Here is a 16,025-nt window from a genome sequence, read left to right as displayed (position 1 = left end):
AAAAGCAAAAAAAGCCGCAGAGATAATTTTCTGCAGCTCTAATTGCAAGGCTTATAGTATTGCTCCGATTTGTTCATTGACCAACAAATGTATAAGCGATTCTATCTATCTTCCCACCGCCCATATTCCCCCAAGGAATTATAGGTTACGTGTGGTTATGCATTCTTATAATGTTGGTATCCCATTTCGTTTATTTGTCCATCTCTTACTTCAAAAATACGGTCTGCCATATCCAGTACCTCCGGATGATGGCTGATGAGAATAACAAGTTTATCTCCCGCATGAGCTTTAATTGCCTGAAGAATGGCGGATTCGTTCAACGCATCAAGATTGGTCGTAGGTTCATCCAGGATAAAAACCGAGGCATCATCCAGGAACAATCTGGCCAACGCTAAGCGTTGGAGCTGCCCACTTGAAAGATTTTCACCGAATTCCTGAAGATGTGTATCCAAACCTTCTGGAAGACTTTTTATAAATTGATACAATCCTGCTTTCTCACAAGCATCCCATATCTCTTCTTCCGTATATTTCTTATACATTGTCAGATTCCGGCGCAATGTATCCGAAAATACGATGGTATGAGCATCAACCATACTGAAATGCTTCCGATAAGAATCAGCATTATATTCCTCGACTGGCGCCCCATTTAATAATATGGCACCTTTCGTAACTGGAATATCCCGCAGCAACAATGAAATCAATGTTGATTTCCCCGTACCATTATCTCCCCTGATGCCAATAATTTCTCCTATTCTCCATTCAAAATTAACATTTTTATATAAATGTTTGCCTTTTTCATACTCAAATTGAACATCACTATATCTAATATTACTTATATGGACGAGTTCACGACTGCCTCCCTCATTTACTTCAGGAATAATATTCATGATTCCTAAGATACGTTTAGCACTGGCAAATGTATGAACAAGGCTCGCGCTAAGCTGCGATAAAGCTAGTGCAGGACCAAAGGAAGAATAAAGCAACAGCATAGCTAAAAGCCCTGTACTTGCATCCACTTTACCAATTCCATATAAATAAATAGATATGCCAATTTGTATAAACACAGAGAGGTATAAGGCCCCATCCGTCAATGCCTTAAGCAGACCTTCGTGTTTCTTAAGGGACAAAGTAGAATGATTTAATCCCTCACTGTACTCGTCAATTTGATTAATGGTCTGATTCTCCTGTCCAAAAATATACAATTCCTTCAATCCTTTTAATCGATCAAGGATATATTGACTTTGCATACCAAATTGAACACGAAAATCGTCCCCTGCTTCTTGTCCGCTTTTATACACACTTTTCGGAACAATATAGCTTATTAACACATAGGAGAACAACGCTGCAACAGCATAAAATGGATGAAAGGACCAAAAAATCGACAGATAAACAATTCCTGTTGTAAAGCTAATACATACAGGAGCTACTGTGTGCGCATAAAACACTTCAAGCATTTCTACATCCTTAGTGATAACATTCATAAGCTCCCCTTTTTGAAAGCTCATTAATTGTCTATTCCCAAGCTTTCCAAGGGATGTAAAGATATGAGACCGGATAGTAGCCAGAAGCCTGAAGGCAATATAATGGGTCATATATTGCTCGCACAGACGAAAAACAGTACGCATTATACCTGCTGCAATAATCATAATCAGCAACAGTCTTCCATTGCCAAAGTCTTTAAGGCCCATTACATCCAGGAAAGCCATACCGCCTATAAGGCTTATGGATGAAACCGCCAAATAACCTAATGTACCAAGAAGGATTGTCAGCAACATATGGGGAATAAGCGGTTTTAATATTTTCATTAATTGAATCAAGTTTTTTCCGCTACTAATCATAGTGCACACCTTCCGATTGATTGTTGTACTTCAAATAGCTCTGCATAAATGTTCCCATTATCCATAAGTGTTTGATGATCACCTTGCTCAGCTATTTTTCCATTGGAAAATACATAGATATGATTAGCATCTACTAAACGCTGCAACTGATGGGTAATCATGATAACCATTTTCCCTTGGCGGCTGATTTCCGGAATAATATCAAGAATATCATCTTCACTATTACGGTCGATATTGGCAGTAGCTTCATCAAAAATAAACACTTTAGGATTCTTTAACAGCATTCGGGCAATTGCTAATTTTTGGCGCTGTCCGCTTGAAAGATTCGTCCCTCCACTTTGAATTTTATAATGAAGGTTTGCAGCAAATTGATCTAGCTTCACAAACCTAAGAATCTCTTCTGCCTCTTCTTCCTCCAAAGTTGGTTTAGCCATCCTTAAATTAGTGAGTATCGTGCCTTCAAAAATATAGGAACGGTTACTGACACAGCCAATCAACTGATGCACCTGATCAATAGGTATATCCGCCAAAGATGTCCCACCGATTTCAATTGTTCCATTTTCCGGTTCAATGAAACGTTGCAGAATATGTGTAATAGTTGTTTTTCCTGCACCAGAAGCACCTGCAATTCCCGTCACCTCACTTTGCTTGATGACAAGATTGCAACCCTGTAAAGCCGGTTTATCAGCGTCTGGATAAGTATAGGTAATATTTTTAATGCATAAATCTCCTGTGATATCCTTATGAACAGCTGGTTCTTCTTTTTGCGTTTCAATTTTTAAAATGGAGGATAATAAATTCAAGGCACTCGTACCATTCATACCTACATGGAAATAGGATCCCAACAGTCTAAATGGTACAAAAAATTCTATCGCCAGCAGAGAAAAACAGATAAAGCCAGTTAAACTTAAGTTTTCATTTTTATAGGCAATCACTGAGCAAACGATCCCCAAAGCTGCTCCTAAGTAGGCAATTAAATCCATAATGGTAATGGATTGCAATTGCATCCTAAGCACCTTCATCGTCATACAGCGGAATTCCTCTGCTTCCTTATTCATAACTTCTCCGTATGCCTTTTCTCCGTTATAAATTTTTAAGGTGCGCAGCCCCTCTACACCTTCAACGAACTTTTTACCAACATCCAAGTACTTATTCCAATATGTTTTAAAAATTCTCTTTCCAATTTTTACGCCGGCCACAATGGCAACCGGAATTAAAAAACCACTAATCAACAACATAAGCGCAATTTTCCAATTCAATTTTGCCATTACTACAAATAGTAGAACCGGAGTCAACAGGCTATAAAAAAATTGCGGCAGATAACGACTGTAATAAACATCGATATTCTCGATACCTTCTACCGCAAGCTGGCTGATTTTACTGATTTCCAGTTTAGTTATCTCTTGAGGGGTCAGTGAAAGAAGCTTTTCAAACAGCTCTCTCCGCACCTTATGCTTTAGCTCAAATGATGTATAATGCGTGAGCTTTGTCGAGTAATAATGACAACCGAACTTTATAGCTATAATCAATCCAATATATAAAATGTAGTACATATCCATAACGATATTATGAACATAGAACAAGGCAGAAAATAATTCCGCAATCTCAAATGCAATCACTATATTTATAACAACATTCAATAATTGCAATAATGTAACTTGAACCAAAACAGGGATGATTCCATACTTTTTTGCGTACATCAACATTTCTTTTTGAATCATATATGTTGCACTTCCTCTTGATTAATCGTAGGAATTTTTATAAAAACAATCAATTTGACAACTGCCAACACGCATAGAACAATGCGAACGTGTAAATGATCGATCATTAAACCGCTGATTAGAAGTAATAAATACACGGTTAGCAAAATCGTTAATTTTCTTCTTAAAGTAAGACCACCATCCCTTTGATAGCTCACTACATATTTTTCGTAAAATGACTGTTTTTTCAGCCAGTTTTCACATTTAACTGAATTACCAGCGAATAAAATTGCTGTCAGTAACAGTAAAGGTGTCGTTGGTAAAATAGGCACTGCGATTCCAATTAAACCAAACAATAGAGATATCCATCCCAATCCCAGTAACATTATTTTTTTCATCTGTCTTCCCCCACTAAATATGTATCAGTACAAGCCATACGATAGAGCCTAGCCCTCCCAAAATATGAACGGCCGTACATTTTTTCTCACTCTTTAAAAAAGGAATTATTGCTGTCAGAGCAATGATAAGTATATAAATGATATAACCAAATAAATTAGAACTCATTTGAAATAGATATATAAATATACTTATCAAGGCTATAAAACCACTCCATCTATGAGTAAGTTTTATCGGTCTATTCTTTTTAAACAGGTGTAAAACCCCAAATAATAAGCAAATAAAAAAAGAAAGTTTATGTAAAGTTAACAATATCATCAGAAACCACCTACACATTATTATTTTGATATAATTATATTATTGATAATGATTATCAATGTCAACGATAAATTTATTAGGTTCTTGATAAAAGATTATAAAAAAGTGGTTGGGAAATAACTTATAATTATCGACTTTGTTACTTATTAAAGAGTTAAGTTGGAAGAAAGGTTCGTTCCATTGCGCGCTTACTCCACTCGCTTTCCGCGGGGAGGAAGCTGAGCCTCCTCGGCTGCGCCTTGCTCAGGTCTCAGCCTTTCCTCTACTTCCCGCAGGAGTCGGTGGCTTCCGCTCCATTCCACTAAGTTTAATAATGGTTTAATGGTATACAGAAGTAAATCTATTGAAAACAAATAAAATCCGAACTATTAGGAGAAATATTTATTAAAATATCACCTAATAGTTCGGATTTATCATTGACTGAAATACTTATGTCCCAGCCTCCTGAATTTTATAGAATCTATTCTTCGTCTTGTATTAACTTCCCGTATTTCCTGGATAAAGCAAAAAATAATGCGGATAACGCCAATACTCCGGCAGTAGCAAAAGTTAAGTATTCCTTTACTACTTCACTCATACCTTCCTTTGGCAATATGGATCCTAAAAAAAGAAATACAGCAAACATGAGGAGAGTTGTACCAAAACGTTTATAATCTATCATTTTCTCTTTCAAGGAAACTACCACCTTTCAAATAAACTAGAAATACAGTAACATGATATTTCTTCCTAAGCTAATGTAAATAGTGGCAGGCGAACCACTGAAATAGATGGACAAAATGGTATTAATAGTTATAAAACAGTCACATTATTTTCTTAAAGAAAACAAAAAAAGTTCTGCCTCAGTAATTCGACAGAACTTAAAAAGTTTATTTTAATTCTTTTACAATTCCCATTGCCAATTGAGCTGAATGCAAAGCAGCCTTTTCCAGGAATTGATCAAATGATAAATCTGACTCTTTTCCAGCAATATCACTTAATGCGCGTGTAACTACAAATGGAACATTAAACTGATAAGCCACCTGCGCAATAGCGGCTGCTTCCATTTCAACTGCCTGCAGCTGTGGAAACTTTTCTCTTACAAATCGAACACGTTCAGGATCAGACATAAATACGTCACCGGTTGCGATTAACCCTTTACCAACTCCAACCCCGTCAATGCCTGCAGCCACTTTCTCTGCAAGTGATACAAGCTTTTCATCAGCTATAAATGCTGCAGGTAATTGGGGAACCTGTCCGTATTCATAATCAAATGCTGTAACATCCACATCATGGTGACGTACCTCAGTCGAAATAACCATATCTCCTACATTTAGTTCTGGGTTGTAGCCACCTGCTGAGCCTGTGTTGATAATAAAATCAGGCTTGAACTTTTCAAGAAGGACAGCTGTTCCCATAGCAGCATTCACCTTGCCAATACCAGATTTCAGCAAAATAATATCCACACCAAACATCTGTCCAGTTGTATATTCCGTATTAGCAATGACAACAGACTCAGCACTTTCTATATTCTCACGCAAATAGGCAACTTCTTCTTCCATTGCGCCAATAATAGCAATTTTCATCAGTATAACTCCTTTATATTACAAAAATTAAAATGCAGTACCATTTTACCATAAATCATCTGCATAAACAGACCTCTAATCCTTTATTAGAACTAGAGTATTTCAGGCATTTTTGGTAGACTTAGTTTGAAAATGAAGGAGGCAAAAAAAGTGGAATTTAAATTAGATCTAATTGAAGACAAAGTTGAATTTTTCGAGGCATCCTCAATTCAAAACCTTGAAAAACAAATCCAACAAAAAATAGAACAAAACAAAGCAATCATGCTATCCGTACACCACATATCCCACCAAATCCACACCACCCCCGAAGGCAAACCCATCTACACAGCAGTAGTACACTATAAACTAAAAAGCTGAGATGACTGTTCAGCTCCGACAAGCATAAGAGGAGGTACGGAGGGAGGTGTCCTTCCCTCCCGCAGTGACTACACTTATGACTCGAGGAGCTAGGAGCCGAAGCTGGATTGACTAAAAAGCTGAAGGGCTCATTTTAAGGAACGAAGACTAAAATCGCCACGTCCTGTGGCAACGTCTTCATGACCTACATCCTGTTGGCCCGCGAGGAGCATAAGACAGAGGCTCGAAGGGGACGTTTCTCCCCCGCAGTGGCTATGCTTATGTCCCGAACTCCTAGGCCCTGAAGCTAGATTAAATAAAAAGCTGAGACGACTGTTTTAAGGAACAAAGACTAAAGACGCCACGTCCTGTGGCAACGTCTTTGTGACCAACATCCTGTTGGCCTCCGAAAAGCATAAGACGAATACTCGGAGGGAGACGTTCTTCCCTCCCGTAGAGTATTTGCTTATGACTCGAGGGACTAGAAGTCGAAGCTGGATTATATAAAAAGCTGAAGGGCCTTGTTCAGCCGCGACAAGCATAAGAGGAGGCACGGAGGGAGGTGCTCTTCCCTCCCGCAGTGGCTACACTTATGACTCGAGCGGTTAGGCCCTGAAGCTAGATTAAATAAAAAGCTGAAACGGCTCATTTTAAGGAACGAAGACTATAATCGCCACGTCCTGTGGCAACGTCTTCATGACCAACATCCTGCTGGCCCGCGAGGAGCATAAGACAGAGGCTCGAAGGGGACGTTTCTCCCCCGTAGAGGCTATGCTTAGTCCCGAACTCCTAGGCCCTGAAGCTGAATTAACTAAAAACCCAAAAACGGGTATATTAAGGAACAAAGACTAAAAACGCCACGTCCTGTGGCAACGTCTTTGTGACCAACATCCTGTTGGCCCGCGACAGGCATAAGAAGGTACCGTAGGGAGCTTATTAAGAATCAAAGGCTCAGTACACGACTTGGTACGGAAAAGTCTTTATAACCTACAGAAATGAATAATAGGAGGTGCTTTTTTATGGGGAGAGTAATAAAGTTTGATGACGATAAGCAGGAACTGGTTTTAACTCTTACAGGTTTGACAACTTTTTTTGCTTTAAAACGAAAGATTCAAATGCCCTACCCTCTAATAAAAAATGTTTTAGTAGATTATTTTGATGCTCCTACATGGATGATACGGATGCCTGGTTCTTCTATTTCATTCTTAAATATATATGAAGGAAGTTATAAATATCAGAATGAATGGTATTTTCTTTCATACAGCGGTCGGATACCGCTAGTCATCATAGAATTGGATGGACATAAAAAGTATAGATATATTATTTTTCAATGTGAAAATCCTACAAAAACCGCATCTGAGATTCGAACACATTTACGAGATATTGACTGACATGTTACATCCTTTTTGAAATGGCTACTATCACCTCTTTGTATTTCCACTCATCAAATTATCTGGATTTCCCTTACAAAATAACAATCAAAAAAGCTGCCAATCATGGCAGCTTTAAAAGTCTTTTATTTGATTAACTAGCTTTGTCATTCTTTATAAGTTTTTCTACCTTTGTCGGTTTCCATCCTTCACCATCAACCCATTCGATATATACACGATACGTGCTTGATCCATCTTTAGGTGACACAGTACCAATTGCCTTATTTGGTTCACCGCCATTTTGCAAATACCATAAGGTCATATTACTTTGATCGATACCTGCTCCATAGGCAATGGCTCGCTCCATTTCATTCCAATCAGTGGAACCTTTCTCGTATTGTGTAACATGCTCTCCACTTTGTTCCGTACCTACTGGCTTCCATGAAGGATCAGAATACGCTTCTTCCACATTTCCATCAGAAGCGGTTTCCTCAACTTTCTCAGACTCTACTGTATCTTCAGATTCAGAGGATTCTTGATCAGAGTTCTGTTCTTGGTCTTGATCTTGGCTCTCCTCATCCGCATTCTCATTCTCGGATGCTTGCTCATCTTCATCCATTGCATTTTCCTCTTTATCAGCTTCCTCTTCTTTATTGACTGCTGATTGATTACTTTCAGGATTGGTATCAGCCTTCTGACTTGCCGGTTCATCATTATTACCTAAAAATATAGTAGCTCCTACCACGACAATAAGGAGAACGACAACTGTAATCAGTATATTGTAGACTTTGTTTACCTTTTTATCCTGACGTTTATCCATACGCGAAGGATATTTATCTTGCCTATCCATATACACTTCCTCCTCAAATTTATAATAAAGATTATTTTAACATGGATAGGTAATCACTAAAAGTTATTAAATTTTTCGTCATATTTTTTATTCCAACCCTCTTTTTTGATTGATTGCATGTATCCCATTGACCATTTGCAAGTATAAAGGAGTTACCGCACCCGACTTGCTCGCCGTATCCAGATTAACAATCACCATCGCATATTTAGGTTTTTGAAAAGGAAAATAACCTGCAAACCATTTATTGTACTTCTGCTTTGTTTTATCTTCCTTTGTCCCAATTTCAGCTGTTCCCGACTTACCGGCAACCTCATACTTGGCTATATGTAAATTACCTGCAGTCGCATATTTTCCTGTTGTCGTTACGACTCCTCTTAATAATTGCTGTAGCTTGCTGGCCGTTATTTTTGAAATGGTTTTACCTTCTACAGTCTGCTCTTTAAAGGTAGCAATGGTCAATCCATCATCATCCACGGCTTTAGTGGCAGCTCTAGCCATTATTCTTTCACCGCCTCTGGCAATCGTGGCCATCATATTGGCGATGGCAAGCGGAGTTACTTTTACATTTAATTGACCAATCGATGTATTAGCCACAAAATTCTCATCCTTCTTCATGGAGGATTCTGTCCATATGACCCCAGATTTTTCTTCCGGCAGTTGTTTAATGAGAGATGTATGAAAGACACTCCCACTCCATCCAATTGGTTGAATTAAGCCAAGCCGCTCAGCATACTCTTCAATAAGATTTGGATTTTTATCCGCCAATTCTTTACCCAGAACCCCAAAAACTTGATTGCTGCTTAATGCAAACCCTCGCTGAAAATCAACCAATCCTAGCAACCTTCCTGTATTTTTATCAACAGGTCGCCCTAAATGATCCAAATTCCCGTTAAATTCTCTTCCATTCAGGGTCAGACCTTCTTCTATAGCAGCAGCCGCTATAACCGTTTTAAATACGGAACCAGGAGTCTGCGGAATGATCATTTGATTATGGTTACCCTCATTGTTTACATCCTTATTTACATGCGGTGTGGAAACCATAGCTAGAATATCATTAGTCTCAACATCTAAAATAATAATTCCACCTTTTTTCAGCCCGTTATCATCAGCAACTTGTTCTGCAAGTTTTTGATAATCCTGATCCAAAGTAGTCTGTATATTAATTCTTTCACCAGATTGACTTTCATCCAAATAACGGATATCCACTCCAAACATTGGCAGTCCATTGGCTGCTTTATGATAAACCAGTTTTTTACTGCCATTCCCCTGGAGGAATATTTGAAAGGCTTTTTGCAATCCGGTTTTCCCTACTTTTGTTTGATAGTCAACCGGTGTATAGCCAATTTTATTAGCTTCATCTATCTCGTTTTTATTTAATGTCAGTGACCCCAGAAGATGGCTTGCTGAAGGAGTTGCTATAACCTCTCTCTTCTTTACACCAATAATACCCGGAATATGTAGATTGTTAATTTGCGTAATTTGGCTATCTGTTAATTCTATTACACCTTTATTTTCATAAATAAATGGCTCATCTTCATCCTTTAGCCTTTTTAATAGTATTTCTTTATCTATCCCAAGAATGTCTGCCACTTTATCTGCAGGCCAATCTATATGTTTAACAAATGGAAAGAGTACTAAAACCGATTTGTCCTGATAGGAAATCGACTTACCTTCTCTATCAAGAAATCCACCTCTTCCATCATCCAGGGTGATTTCGTCAATTCTTTGTCTCACACTATTCTCTAATAAATTTACCCGGTGTTTGGAATATTCCTTTGGCTTCACTATCTGTATATGTACCAGCTTGGCTATTAATAAAGTAAACAGCAATAGAAAAATAATTCCTGTCCCCAGTATTCTTTTTTTCATTTAACACACCCCTTACTGTTACCAGTTTCGACGGGGCTTTCCTATTTCAAACTATAATTGCACAAATAAAAAAGGCACCTAAAATAGGCGCCTTGCTGGTTCTTTCTTAAATTTCAAATTATTGAACGGATACGATTACGACTTCCATATCTCCACCTGGAGTAGAAACCGTTACTTCATCACCTGGTTTTTTCCCCATTAAACTGCGGGCAATTGGAGAATCGTTTGAAATTTTATACTCAAATGGGTCAGCTTCTGCAGAACCGACAATTATATAAGTTTCTTCTTCACCATCAGGTAATTCTTTAAAGGTTACAGATTTTCCTAATGTAACCGTTCCATCCTGAGATGCACCGGACTCAATAATTTGTGCATTTCTAATCATATTTTCAAGTGTAGTAATTCTTCCTTCTACAAATGCTTGCTCTTCTTTAGCAGAATCATACTCAGAGTTTTCGGATAAGTCACCGAAACTGCGGGCAATTTTAATTCTTTCTACAACTTCTTTACGTTTAACCGTTTTTAAAAGTTCTAATTCTTTCTCTAATTTCTCTTTTCCCTCTTTAGTCATTGGGAATACTTTTTCAGTAGCCAAAAAATTTCACTCCTTCTGTACTTTCACCATGCAGCACGAACTGCTCCATGTGATCATGTGTATATATATGCACTTAATAACTATGTATATACCTTTATTGGTATAGGAATTGCGCGTTCTCAACCGAACGCGCAATTACACTCATTGTTAGCTTAATTTCTTTTTATCGATTTGTCTATTAATTTTATCAAAATTTTTTCATAAATGAGTAACTTTTTTGTTATTTTTATGGAAATTGTGTAAAAACGAAAATTTCTATAAAAGGGATTTTTGCTCCAAAATTGTTTGGATTTTAGTACCGATTACATCAATAGCCACGTAATTGTGTCCGCCTTCAGGAATAATGATATCCGCATAGCGCTTAGTAGGCTCGATAAATTGGTTATGCATAGGCCGTACTACAGACGTATATTGTTCAATTACTGAATCAATTGAACGGCCACGTTCTTTTATATCACGCATTAACCGACGGATAATACGAAGATCCGCATCGGTATCAACAAATAGTTTAATATCCATTATATCGCGTAATCTCTCATCTTCAAGTACCAAGATTCCCTCGAGAATAATAACGTCCTTAGGTTCAACAGGAATTACATCCTCAGAGCGTGTATGCATAGCATAATCATAAACCGGCTTTTCAATTGCTTCATAACGAAGCAATTTGTTGATATGCTCCAGCAATAGATCATTATCAAAAGCCAATGGATGATCATAGTTTGTCTTTAGTCGTTCCTCAAAAGGAAGATGGCTTTGATCCTTATAATAATAATCTTGTTCTAGAATCATGATGGAATGACCCTTGAATTTTTCATAGATTGCTTTTGTTACACTCGTTTTCCCTGAACCCGAGCCACCTGCAACCCCAATTACAATTGGCTTAGTCATTTTTAGTTGTTCTCCTTCCTCATCATATCATATGGATGAACCGGTTGATCGACTTTTAAGCGGACAGTCATAAGCGGATGTCTTGCAGCATCTAATTCATTGCCGTCCTCATCCCAGATTGTTCCGACTGTTTGCGTAAAGTTTTCGATATTAGGTCCGAAAAATTCAATTTCGTCTCCCGGTTTAAAGTAATTTCTTTGCTGTAACGTGACTATAGATGTATTTTCATCATACGATAAGACAAGCCCGGCAAAGTCATGCGTTGTTTTGTTGTTATGATTGCCAAACATTTGCTCCTTATGGCTTGGTACACCTTCAAAGAATGCGGGAGCTGTTTCCCGATTCGCACACTTATTGAGCTCTGTAATCCATTCCTCTTTGAAAACAAAATTGTCCGGATCTGCGCAATAAGTATCTATAACCTTGCGATAAACACTGACAACTGTTGCAATATAATGAATGGACTTCATACGGCCCTCGATTTTTAAGCTGTCTATTCCCATCTCTATCATGGTTGGGATGGATTCAACTAACTTCAAATCTTTAGGACTCATCGCAAACGGTTGGTCTTCATCTTCAAATAATGGTTTTTCACCATCTTCGGTATTAGCGAATAAATGATAATCCCATCTGCAAGACTGGCAGCAGCCGCCTCGATTAGAATCACGGGCTGTCATATGGTTGGATAGCGTGCAGCGCCCGGAATAAGCAATACACATCGCTCCATGAATAAAGGTTTCAATTTCAATATCCACCTTTTCTTTCATTAGCTTGATTTCTTCCCCACTTGTCTCACGTGCCAAAACAACACGATCCAGCCCTTCTTCTTTCCAAAATTGTACAGCTTTCCAGTTTGATAAGGATTGCTGCGTACTTAAGTGGATCTCCAGCTTTGGAGCAGCCTTTTTACAGGTCTCTATTATTAATGGGTCAGCTACTATAATACCTGTTACTCCAGCTTCTTCAATCCCTTTTAAATACTCCGGAAGTCCATCGATGTTCTCATTATGAGCAAAAATATTAGTTGTCACATATATTTTAGCGCCATATTGTTTAGCAAACTCCACGCCTTCTTTCATTTCTGCCAATGAAAAATTCCCGGCATTGGAGCGCAATCCATATTCCTGACCGCCAATAAATACGGCGTCGGCACCATAACGGACAGCGATTTTTAATTTTTCCAGGTTACCGGCAGGAGCCAGTAATTCCGGTTTTTTTACAATAACGCGTTTTCCGTCAATAATCTCGGAAATTTTATTTTCTGACACGGACATTCGGTCATCCTCCATTCCCTGTTAATAAACAGTCTCCTTGAAAAAGAAGCCTGTATCCAACGATCTGTTTGCCGGTTGAATTTCTTCGGCTTTCTGCAGCAGTTCGTCCTTCTTATCTTCGTATAGATCCGGATCCTCTGCATATAAATCAATTGCCTCGCGATACAATTTGGTTACTTCAATAAGATAGTCAGAATCCTTTAAGATTCCGTCAATTTTAAAGGAGTCCACCCCAGCATCGAGCATTTCTGCCAATTCATCAACAATACAAATATCATTCGGACTCATAATATGAGTACCGTTTACATCTTCAAAGATTGGGTATTTAGCGTTACGCTCAGGATCATGCAGGAATAAGCTTTTTTGATCATCCAGGCTATCCACTTTCATATTGCGGCCTTGGTAATTAAAGTAATTCCCGATAAGCGTTCGTTTTGACTGAAACATAGCTGTCATTCCGTGCACTTGTACTTCAATCTCGACCTCGGCATGTTCTTTAATCTCAATGATGGCGTCCATATTAATTTCCCGGGCAAGGACTGCACGCTTAGCTCCTTTTGTTCCCCAGTAATTACACGTGAACCAGTTGGTCGCTGTTGTTTCTGTATTCCAATGCAGAGGCAGGTTCGGAGCTGCTTCGCGGGCAGCCATCAAAACAGCTGGATCTCCAAAGATGACAGCATCTGCTTGATTGGCATCTAAGAAACGCAAATAATCGGACAGCTCGTCCACTTTCTCATTATGGAAGATGGCATTCATAGCCACATATACTTTCTTTCCTTTTGAATGCGCTAGCTGGATTGCTTCTTTAACAGCCTCTCTGTTAAATTCTCCAGCCAGTCTCAGTCCATAACGTTGTTCCCCTATAACAAATGCATCTGCACCTGCAGCAATCAATGGGATGATATCTTCAACCTTAGTAGGTGTTAGTAATAGCTCAGGTTTTTTCATGCCTTTTCACCTCGTTTAATACTAATAGCCAAACCATCTCCGACAGGGATAATGACAGTATCAAAGTTTTCCTTACTCATGAGCCATTCATTATAGCCTTTTATTTTATTAACTAAATTTTTTGTTCGTTTAGATTCAATCTCTTCTTGTTCAAGAGCCACTAAGCCTTTGAAGAGAACATTATCGGAAAGGATAATTCCGCCCTCTGCCAAAAACTTTTCATATATTTCAAAGAAACGTTTATATTGTCCTTTAGCTGCGTCGATAAATATACAATCAAAAGGTCCTTCCGGAGAGACAGCTGATTCTGTCTCAAGAGCGTCACCTTTTATAATTTTTATTCTACTCTTCATGTCCGCTCTTTCAATAAAATGATGAGCTTTTTCAATACGTTCCTCATCTCTCTCAATTGTCAGTATTGAAGCTTCTGGCAGCGTATGTGCCATTCGTAAAGCAGAATAACCAATTGCTGTTCCAATTTCTAAAATTTTTCGCGGCTTTTGGATTTTTAGAATCTGTAACATAGACTCCATACCGGTTAATTCCATAATAGGAACACCATTTTCCCTTGCATACTCTTCCATTTCACTTAATAAATCATTGCGGGAAGGTACAAGAGTCTGTAAATAGTGATCAAGATTCTTATTCATCCTTATTCCTCCAAACCCTGTACTTTGCTTAATTCAAAAAAATGAGAAAGCCAGGTGGCTTTCTTTAAATACATACACTATTTTTATGCACTTCGAATATTTTAGCATATTTAGGGGAAAGAAGCGAAACGTTTCTTCTCTTCCATAGTTCCCCTTCAAATGCTTAATTATTCGTTATATGTTTTGCCTTGTCTTTATTATGTTCTTCCAATGTTTTGTTAAAAATGACTTCTCCCGATTTAGTAGCAAGGAAATAAAGATCATCAATATTGGCTGGGTTTAATGCCGCCTGAATGGAGGTTTCACCTGCATTGGCAATTGGTCCAGGGGTTAACCCTTTATGTCGATAGAGATTATATGGTGAATCAACCTCTAAGTCTTTGTATGTCACCCGATCTTTATGCTCACCTAATGCATACAGAACAGTTGGATCAGTTTGTAATCGCATATCCTTCTCTATTCTGTTTTTAAACACAGCAGATATTTTATCCCTATCGACCTTCTCAGTTGCTTCTTCTTCAATTAAGGATGCCATTGTTAATAGTGTGTGCGGTGTCCATTTATCCTTGGACATTTCATCCTTATACTTCGCCAGGATTTCGTTCGTTTTTTTCACCATCTCGCTAACGATTGACTCTATTGTTGGATCTTCCTCATAAAATGAATACGTTGCCGGATATAAATATCCTTCCAATGGATATCTGATATTCTTGGCAAGAATATCATCCGTTAATAAATCCGGATACTTATTCATCATTTCTTTAATAAATCCGTTTTTATTTATGACGGCTAAGACATCTTTTGACTTTTTGCCTGTTTTCTTGGCAATAATTTCTGAAATTTGTTCTAGATCTCTTCCTTCCGGAATTGTAATTCGATAGGTCTCGGCTACAATTCCATTTTTGATTTGATCGATGATTTCCTGAATTGTCATAGATGGTGATAAATTATAGGTTCCAGCCTGGAAACCAGATTCATTTTTAAACTTGACGTAGTATTTAAATACTTTCGCATTTTTAACGACTCCATTATCCTCTAATGTTTGAGAAATTAAACTAATTCCTGAACCACGAGGGATTTCCACCTTAATTGCATCTTTATTATCAGGGTCAACAGGTTTTAATGCGGAGGAGATATACAAATACCCACCAAGTCCAACAAGCGCCATGACAAGGATGACAGCAACTAACGAAACAGTAACAATTTTTCGTACCACTCTAGCTTCACTCTGTCTTTCAAGTAGCTTTATTTTCATTTGCTCTTTCTTCCAATTTTTATCATTATCCAAAAGTGATGCCCCCCTAAGGCATTTTATTACAAGCCCTCTTTATTTATTGCAAACATTAGCGGAATCTGTCAATGATTATCATAAAACTTTTTCTTAAACCGCTTGATTATATAATAAATTTCATGAATTGACCATTACTT

Annotated in this window: 15 protein-coding genes; 2 read left to right on the top strand and 13 right to left on the bottom strand. The window is 38.0% G+C overall.

The annotated features are described in order from the left end of the window. Window positions 1-155: 155 nt before the first annotated feature. The 5 genes from AC4D4A_RS14825 to mtnN form a co-directional block, all read right to left on the bottom strand. Window positions 156-1,838, bottom strand: a complete 1,683-nt coding sequence (locus AC4D4A_RS14825; RefSeq protein ID WP_490996599.1) for an amino acid ABC transporter ATP-binding/permease protein — start codon at window positions 1,836-1,838, stop codon at window positions 156-158. Further along, entirely contained in the window at window positions 1,835-3,559 is a 1,725-nt protein-coding gene (locus AC4D4A_RS14820; RefSeq protein WP_490996598.1) for an ABC transporter ATP-binding protein/permease, read from the bottom strand. The genes AC4D4A_RS14825 and AC4D4A_RS14820 overlap by 4 nt, the downstream gene beginning before the upstream one ends. Beyond that, window positions 3,556-3,936, bottom strand: a complete 381-nt coding sequence (locus AC4D4A_RS14815; protein WP_490996597.1) for a DUF454 family protein — start codon at window positions 3,934-3,936, stop codon at window positions 3,556-3,558. Before AC4D4A_RS14815 ends, AC4D4A_RS14820 begins: the two co-directional genes overlap by 4 nt. Before the next feature lie 776 nt (window positions 3,937-4,712). Then, complete coding sequence (locus tag AC4D4A_RS14810; protein ID WP_490996596.1) at window positions 4,713-4,925, bottom strand: YrhC family protein; 213 nt, start codon at window positions 4,923-4,925, stop codon at window positions 4,713-4,715. 193 nt (window positions 4,926-5,118) lie between these two features. Then, a complete protein-coding gene (gene mtnN, locus AC4D4A_RS14805) occupies window positions 5,119-5,814 on the bottom strand; it encodes a 5'-methylthioadenosine/S-adenosylhomocysteine nucleosidase (protein ID WP_490996595.1) in 696 nt (231 codons plus the stop codon). A gap of 150 nt (window positions 5,815-5,964) precedes the next feature. Here mtnN and AC4D4A_RS14800 point away from each other — a divergent pair, with 150 nt between their 5' ends. Continuing rightward, on the top strand, window positions 5,965-6,171 hold the full coding sequence (locus AC4D4A_RS14800) for a DUF2536 family protein (protein ID WP_490996594.1): 207 nt from the start codon (window positions 5,965-5,967) through the stop codon (window positions 6,169-6,171). Between the two features lie 998 nt (window positions 6,172-7,169). Continuing rightward, window positions 7,170-7,541 carry a hypothetical protein gene (locus AC4D4A_RS14795; RefSeq protein WP_490996593.1) on the top strand — a complete coding sequence of 124 codons (372 nt, stop codon included), beginning with the start codon at window positions 7,170-7,172 and terminating at the stop codon, window positions 7,539-7,541. A 133-nt stretch (window positions 7,542-7,674) separates the two neighbouring features. Here the strand turns inward: AC4D4A_RS14795 and AC4D4A_RS14790 are convergent, their stop codons facing one another. The 8 genes from AC4D4A_RS14790 to mltG form a co-directional block, all read right to left on the bottom strand. Continuing rightward, window positions 7,675-8,370, bottom strand: a complete 696-nt coding sequence (locus AC4D4A_RS14790) for a YrrS family protein (RefSeq protein ID WP_490996592.1) — start codon at window positions 8,368-8,370, stop codon at window positions 7,675-7,677. 87 nt (window positions 8,371-8,457) lie between these two features. Continuing rightward, window positions 8,458-10,239: a peptidoglycan D,D-transpeptidase FtsI family protein gene (locus tag AC4D4A_RS14785; RefSeq protein WP_490996591.1), complete on the bottom strand. Its 1,782-nt coding sequence runs from the start codon at window positions 10,237-10,239 to the stop codon at window positions 8,458-8,460. A gap of 118 nt (window positions 10,240-10,357) precedes the next feature. Beyond that, the gene (gene greA / locus AC4D4A_RS14780) at window positions 10,358-10,834 is read right to left on the bottom strand and encodes a transcription elongation factor GreA (RefSeq protein ID WP_066105374.1); all 477 of its coding nucleotides are present in this window, start codon (window positions 10,832-10,834) and stop codon (window positions 10,358-10,360) included. A gap of 255 nt (window positions 10,835-11,089) precedes the next feature. Next, complete coding sequence (gene udk / locus AC4D4A_RS14775) at window positions 11,090-11,722, bottom strand: uridine kinase (RefSeq protein WP_066105382.1); 633 nt, start codon at window positions 11,720-11,722, stop codon at window positions 11,090-11,092. Window positions 11,723-11,724: 2 nt separating this feature from the next. Continuing rightward, complete coding sequence (locus tag AC4D4A_RS14770; RefSeq protein ID WP_066105385.1) at window positions 11,725-12,996, bottom strand: peptidase U32 family protein; 1,272 nt, start codon at window positions 12,994-12,996, stop codon at window positions 11,725-11,727. A 21-nt stretch (window positions 12,997-13,017) separates the two neighbouring features. Beyond that, complete coding sequence (locus AC4D4A_RS14765; protein ID WP_490996590.1) at window positions 13,018-13,947, bottom strand: peptidase U32 family protein; 930 nt, start codon at window positions 13,945-13,947, stop codon at window positions 13,018-13,020. Beyond that, complete coding sequence (locus AC4D4A_RS14760; protein ID WP_490996589.1) at window positions 13,944-14,597, bottom strand: O-methyltransferase; 654 nt, start codon at window positions 14,595-14,597, stop codon at window positions 13,944-13,946. The genes AC4D4A_RS14765 and AC4D4A_RS14760 overlap by 4 nt, the downstream gene beginning before the upstream one ends. A gap of 163 nt (window positions 14,598-14,760) precedes the next feature. Continuing rightward, window positions 14,761-15,852: an endolytic transglycosylase MltG gene (gene mltG / locus AC4D4A_RS14755; RefSeq protein ID WP_490996675.1), complete on the bottom strand. Its 1,092-nt coding sequence runs from the start codon at window positions 15,850-15,852 to the stop codon at window positions 14,761-14,763. Window positions 15,853-16,025: the final 173 nt, after the last annotated feature.

The sequence above is a fragment of the Pradoshia sp. Z5_111 genome (assembly GCF_058267535.1).
The sequence above is the reverse complement of the archived record's forward strand: the minus strand, read 5'-3'. Positions and strand labels throughout refer to the sequence as shown.

What these genes read in the sequence shown, in the direction of transcription:
- AC4D4A_RS14825 (WP_490996599.1), bottom strand. Translation starts at nt 1,838, where the DNA reads ATGATTAGTAGCGGAAAAAACTTGATTCAATTAATGAAAATATTAAAA.
- AC4D4A_RS14820 (WP_490996598.1), bottom strand. Translation starts at nt 3,559, where the DNA reads ATGATTCAAAAAGAAATGTTGATGTACGCAAAAAAGTATGGAATCATC.
- AC4D4A_RS14815 (WP_490996597.1), bottom strand. Translation starts at nt 3,936, where the DNA reads ATGAAAAAAATAATGTTACTGGGATTGGGATGGATATCTCTATTGTTT.
- mtnN (WP_490996595.1), bottom strand. Translation starts at nt 5,814, where the DNA reads ATGAAAATTGCTATTATTGGCGCAATGGAAGAAGAAGTTGCCTATTTG.
- AC4D4A_RS14795 (WP_490996593.1), top strand. Translation starts at nt 7,170, where the DNA reads ATGGGGAGAGTAATAAAGTTTGATGACGATAAGCAGGAACTGGTTTTA.
- AC4D4A_RS14790 (WP_490996592.1), bottom strand. Translation starts at nt 8,370, where the DNA reads ATGGATAGGCAAGATAAATATCCTTCGCGTATGGATAAACGTCAGGAT.
- AC4D4A_RS14785 (WP_490996591.1), bottom strand. Translation starts at nt 10,239, where the DNA reads ATGAAAAAAAGAATACTGGGGACAGGAATTATTTTTCTATTGCTGTTT.
- udk (WP_066105382.1), bottom strand. Translation starts at nt 11,722, where the DNA reads ATGACTAAGCCAATTGTAATTGGGGTTGCAGGTGGCTCGGGTTCAGGG.
- AC4D4A_RS14770 (WP_066105385.1), bottom strand. Translation starts at nt 12,996, where the DNA reads ATGTCCGTGTCAGAAAATAAAATTTCCGAGATTATTGACGGAAAACGC.
- AC4D4A_RS14765 (WP_490996590.1), bottom strand. Translation starts at nt 13,947, where the DNA reads ATGAAAAAACCTGAGCTATTACTAACACCTACTAAGGTTGAAGATATC.
- AC4D4A_RS14760 (WP_490996589.1), bottom strand. Translation starts at nt 14,597, where the DNA reads ATGAATAAGAATCTTGATCACTATTTACAGACTCTTGTACCTTCCCGC.
- mltG (WP_490996675.1), bottom strand. Translation starts at nt 15,852, where the DNA reads ATGAAAATAAAGCTACTTGAAAGACAGAGTGAAGCTAGAGTGGTACGA.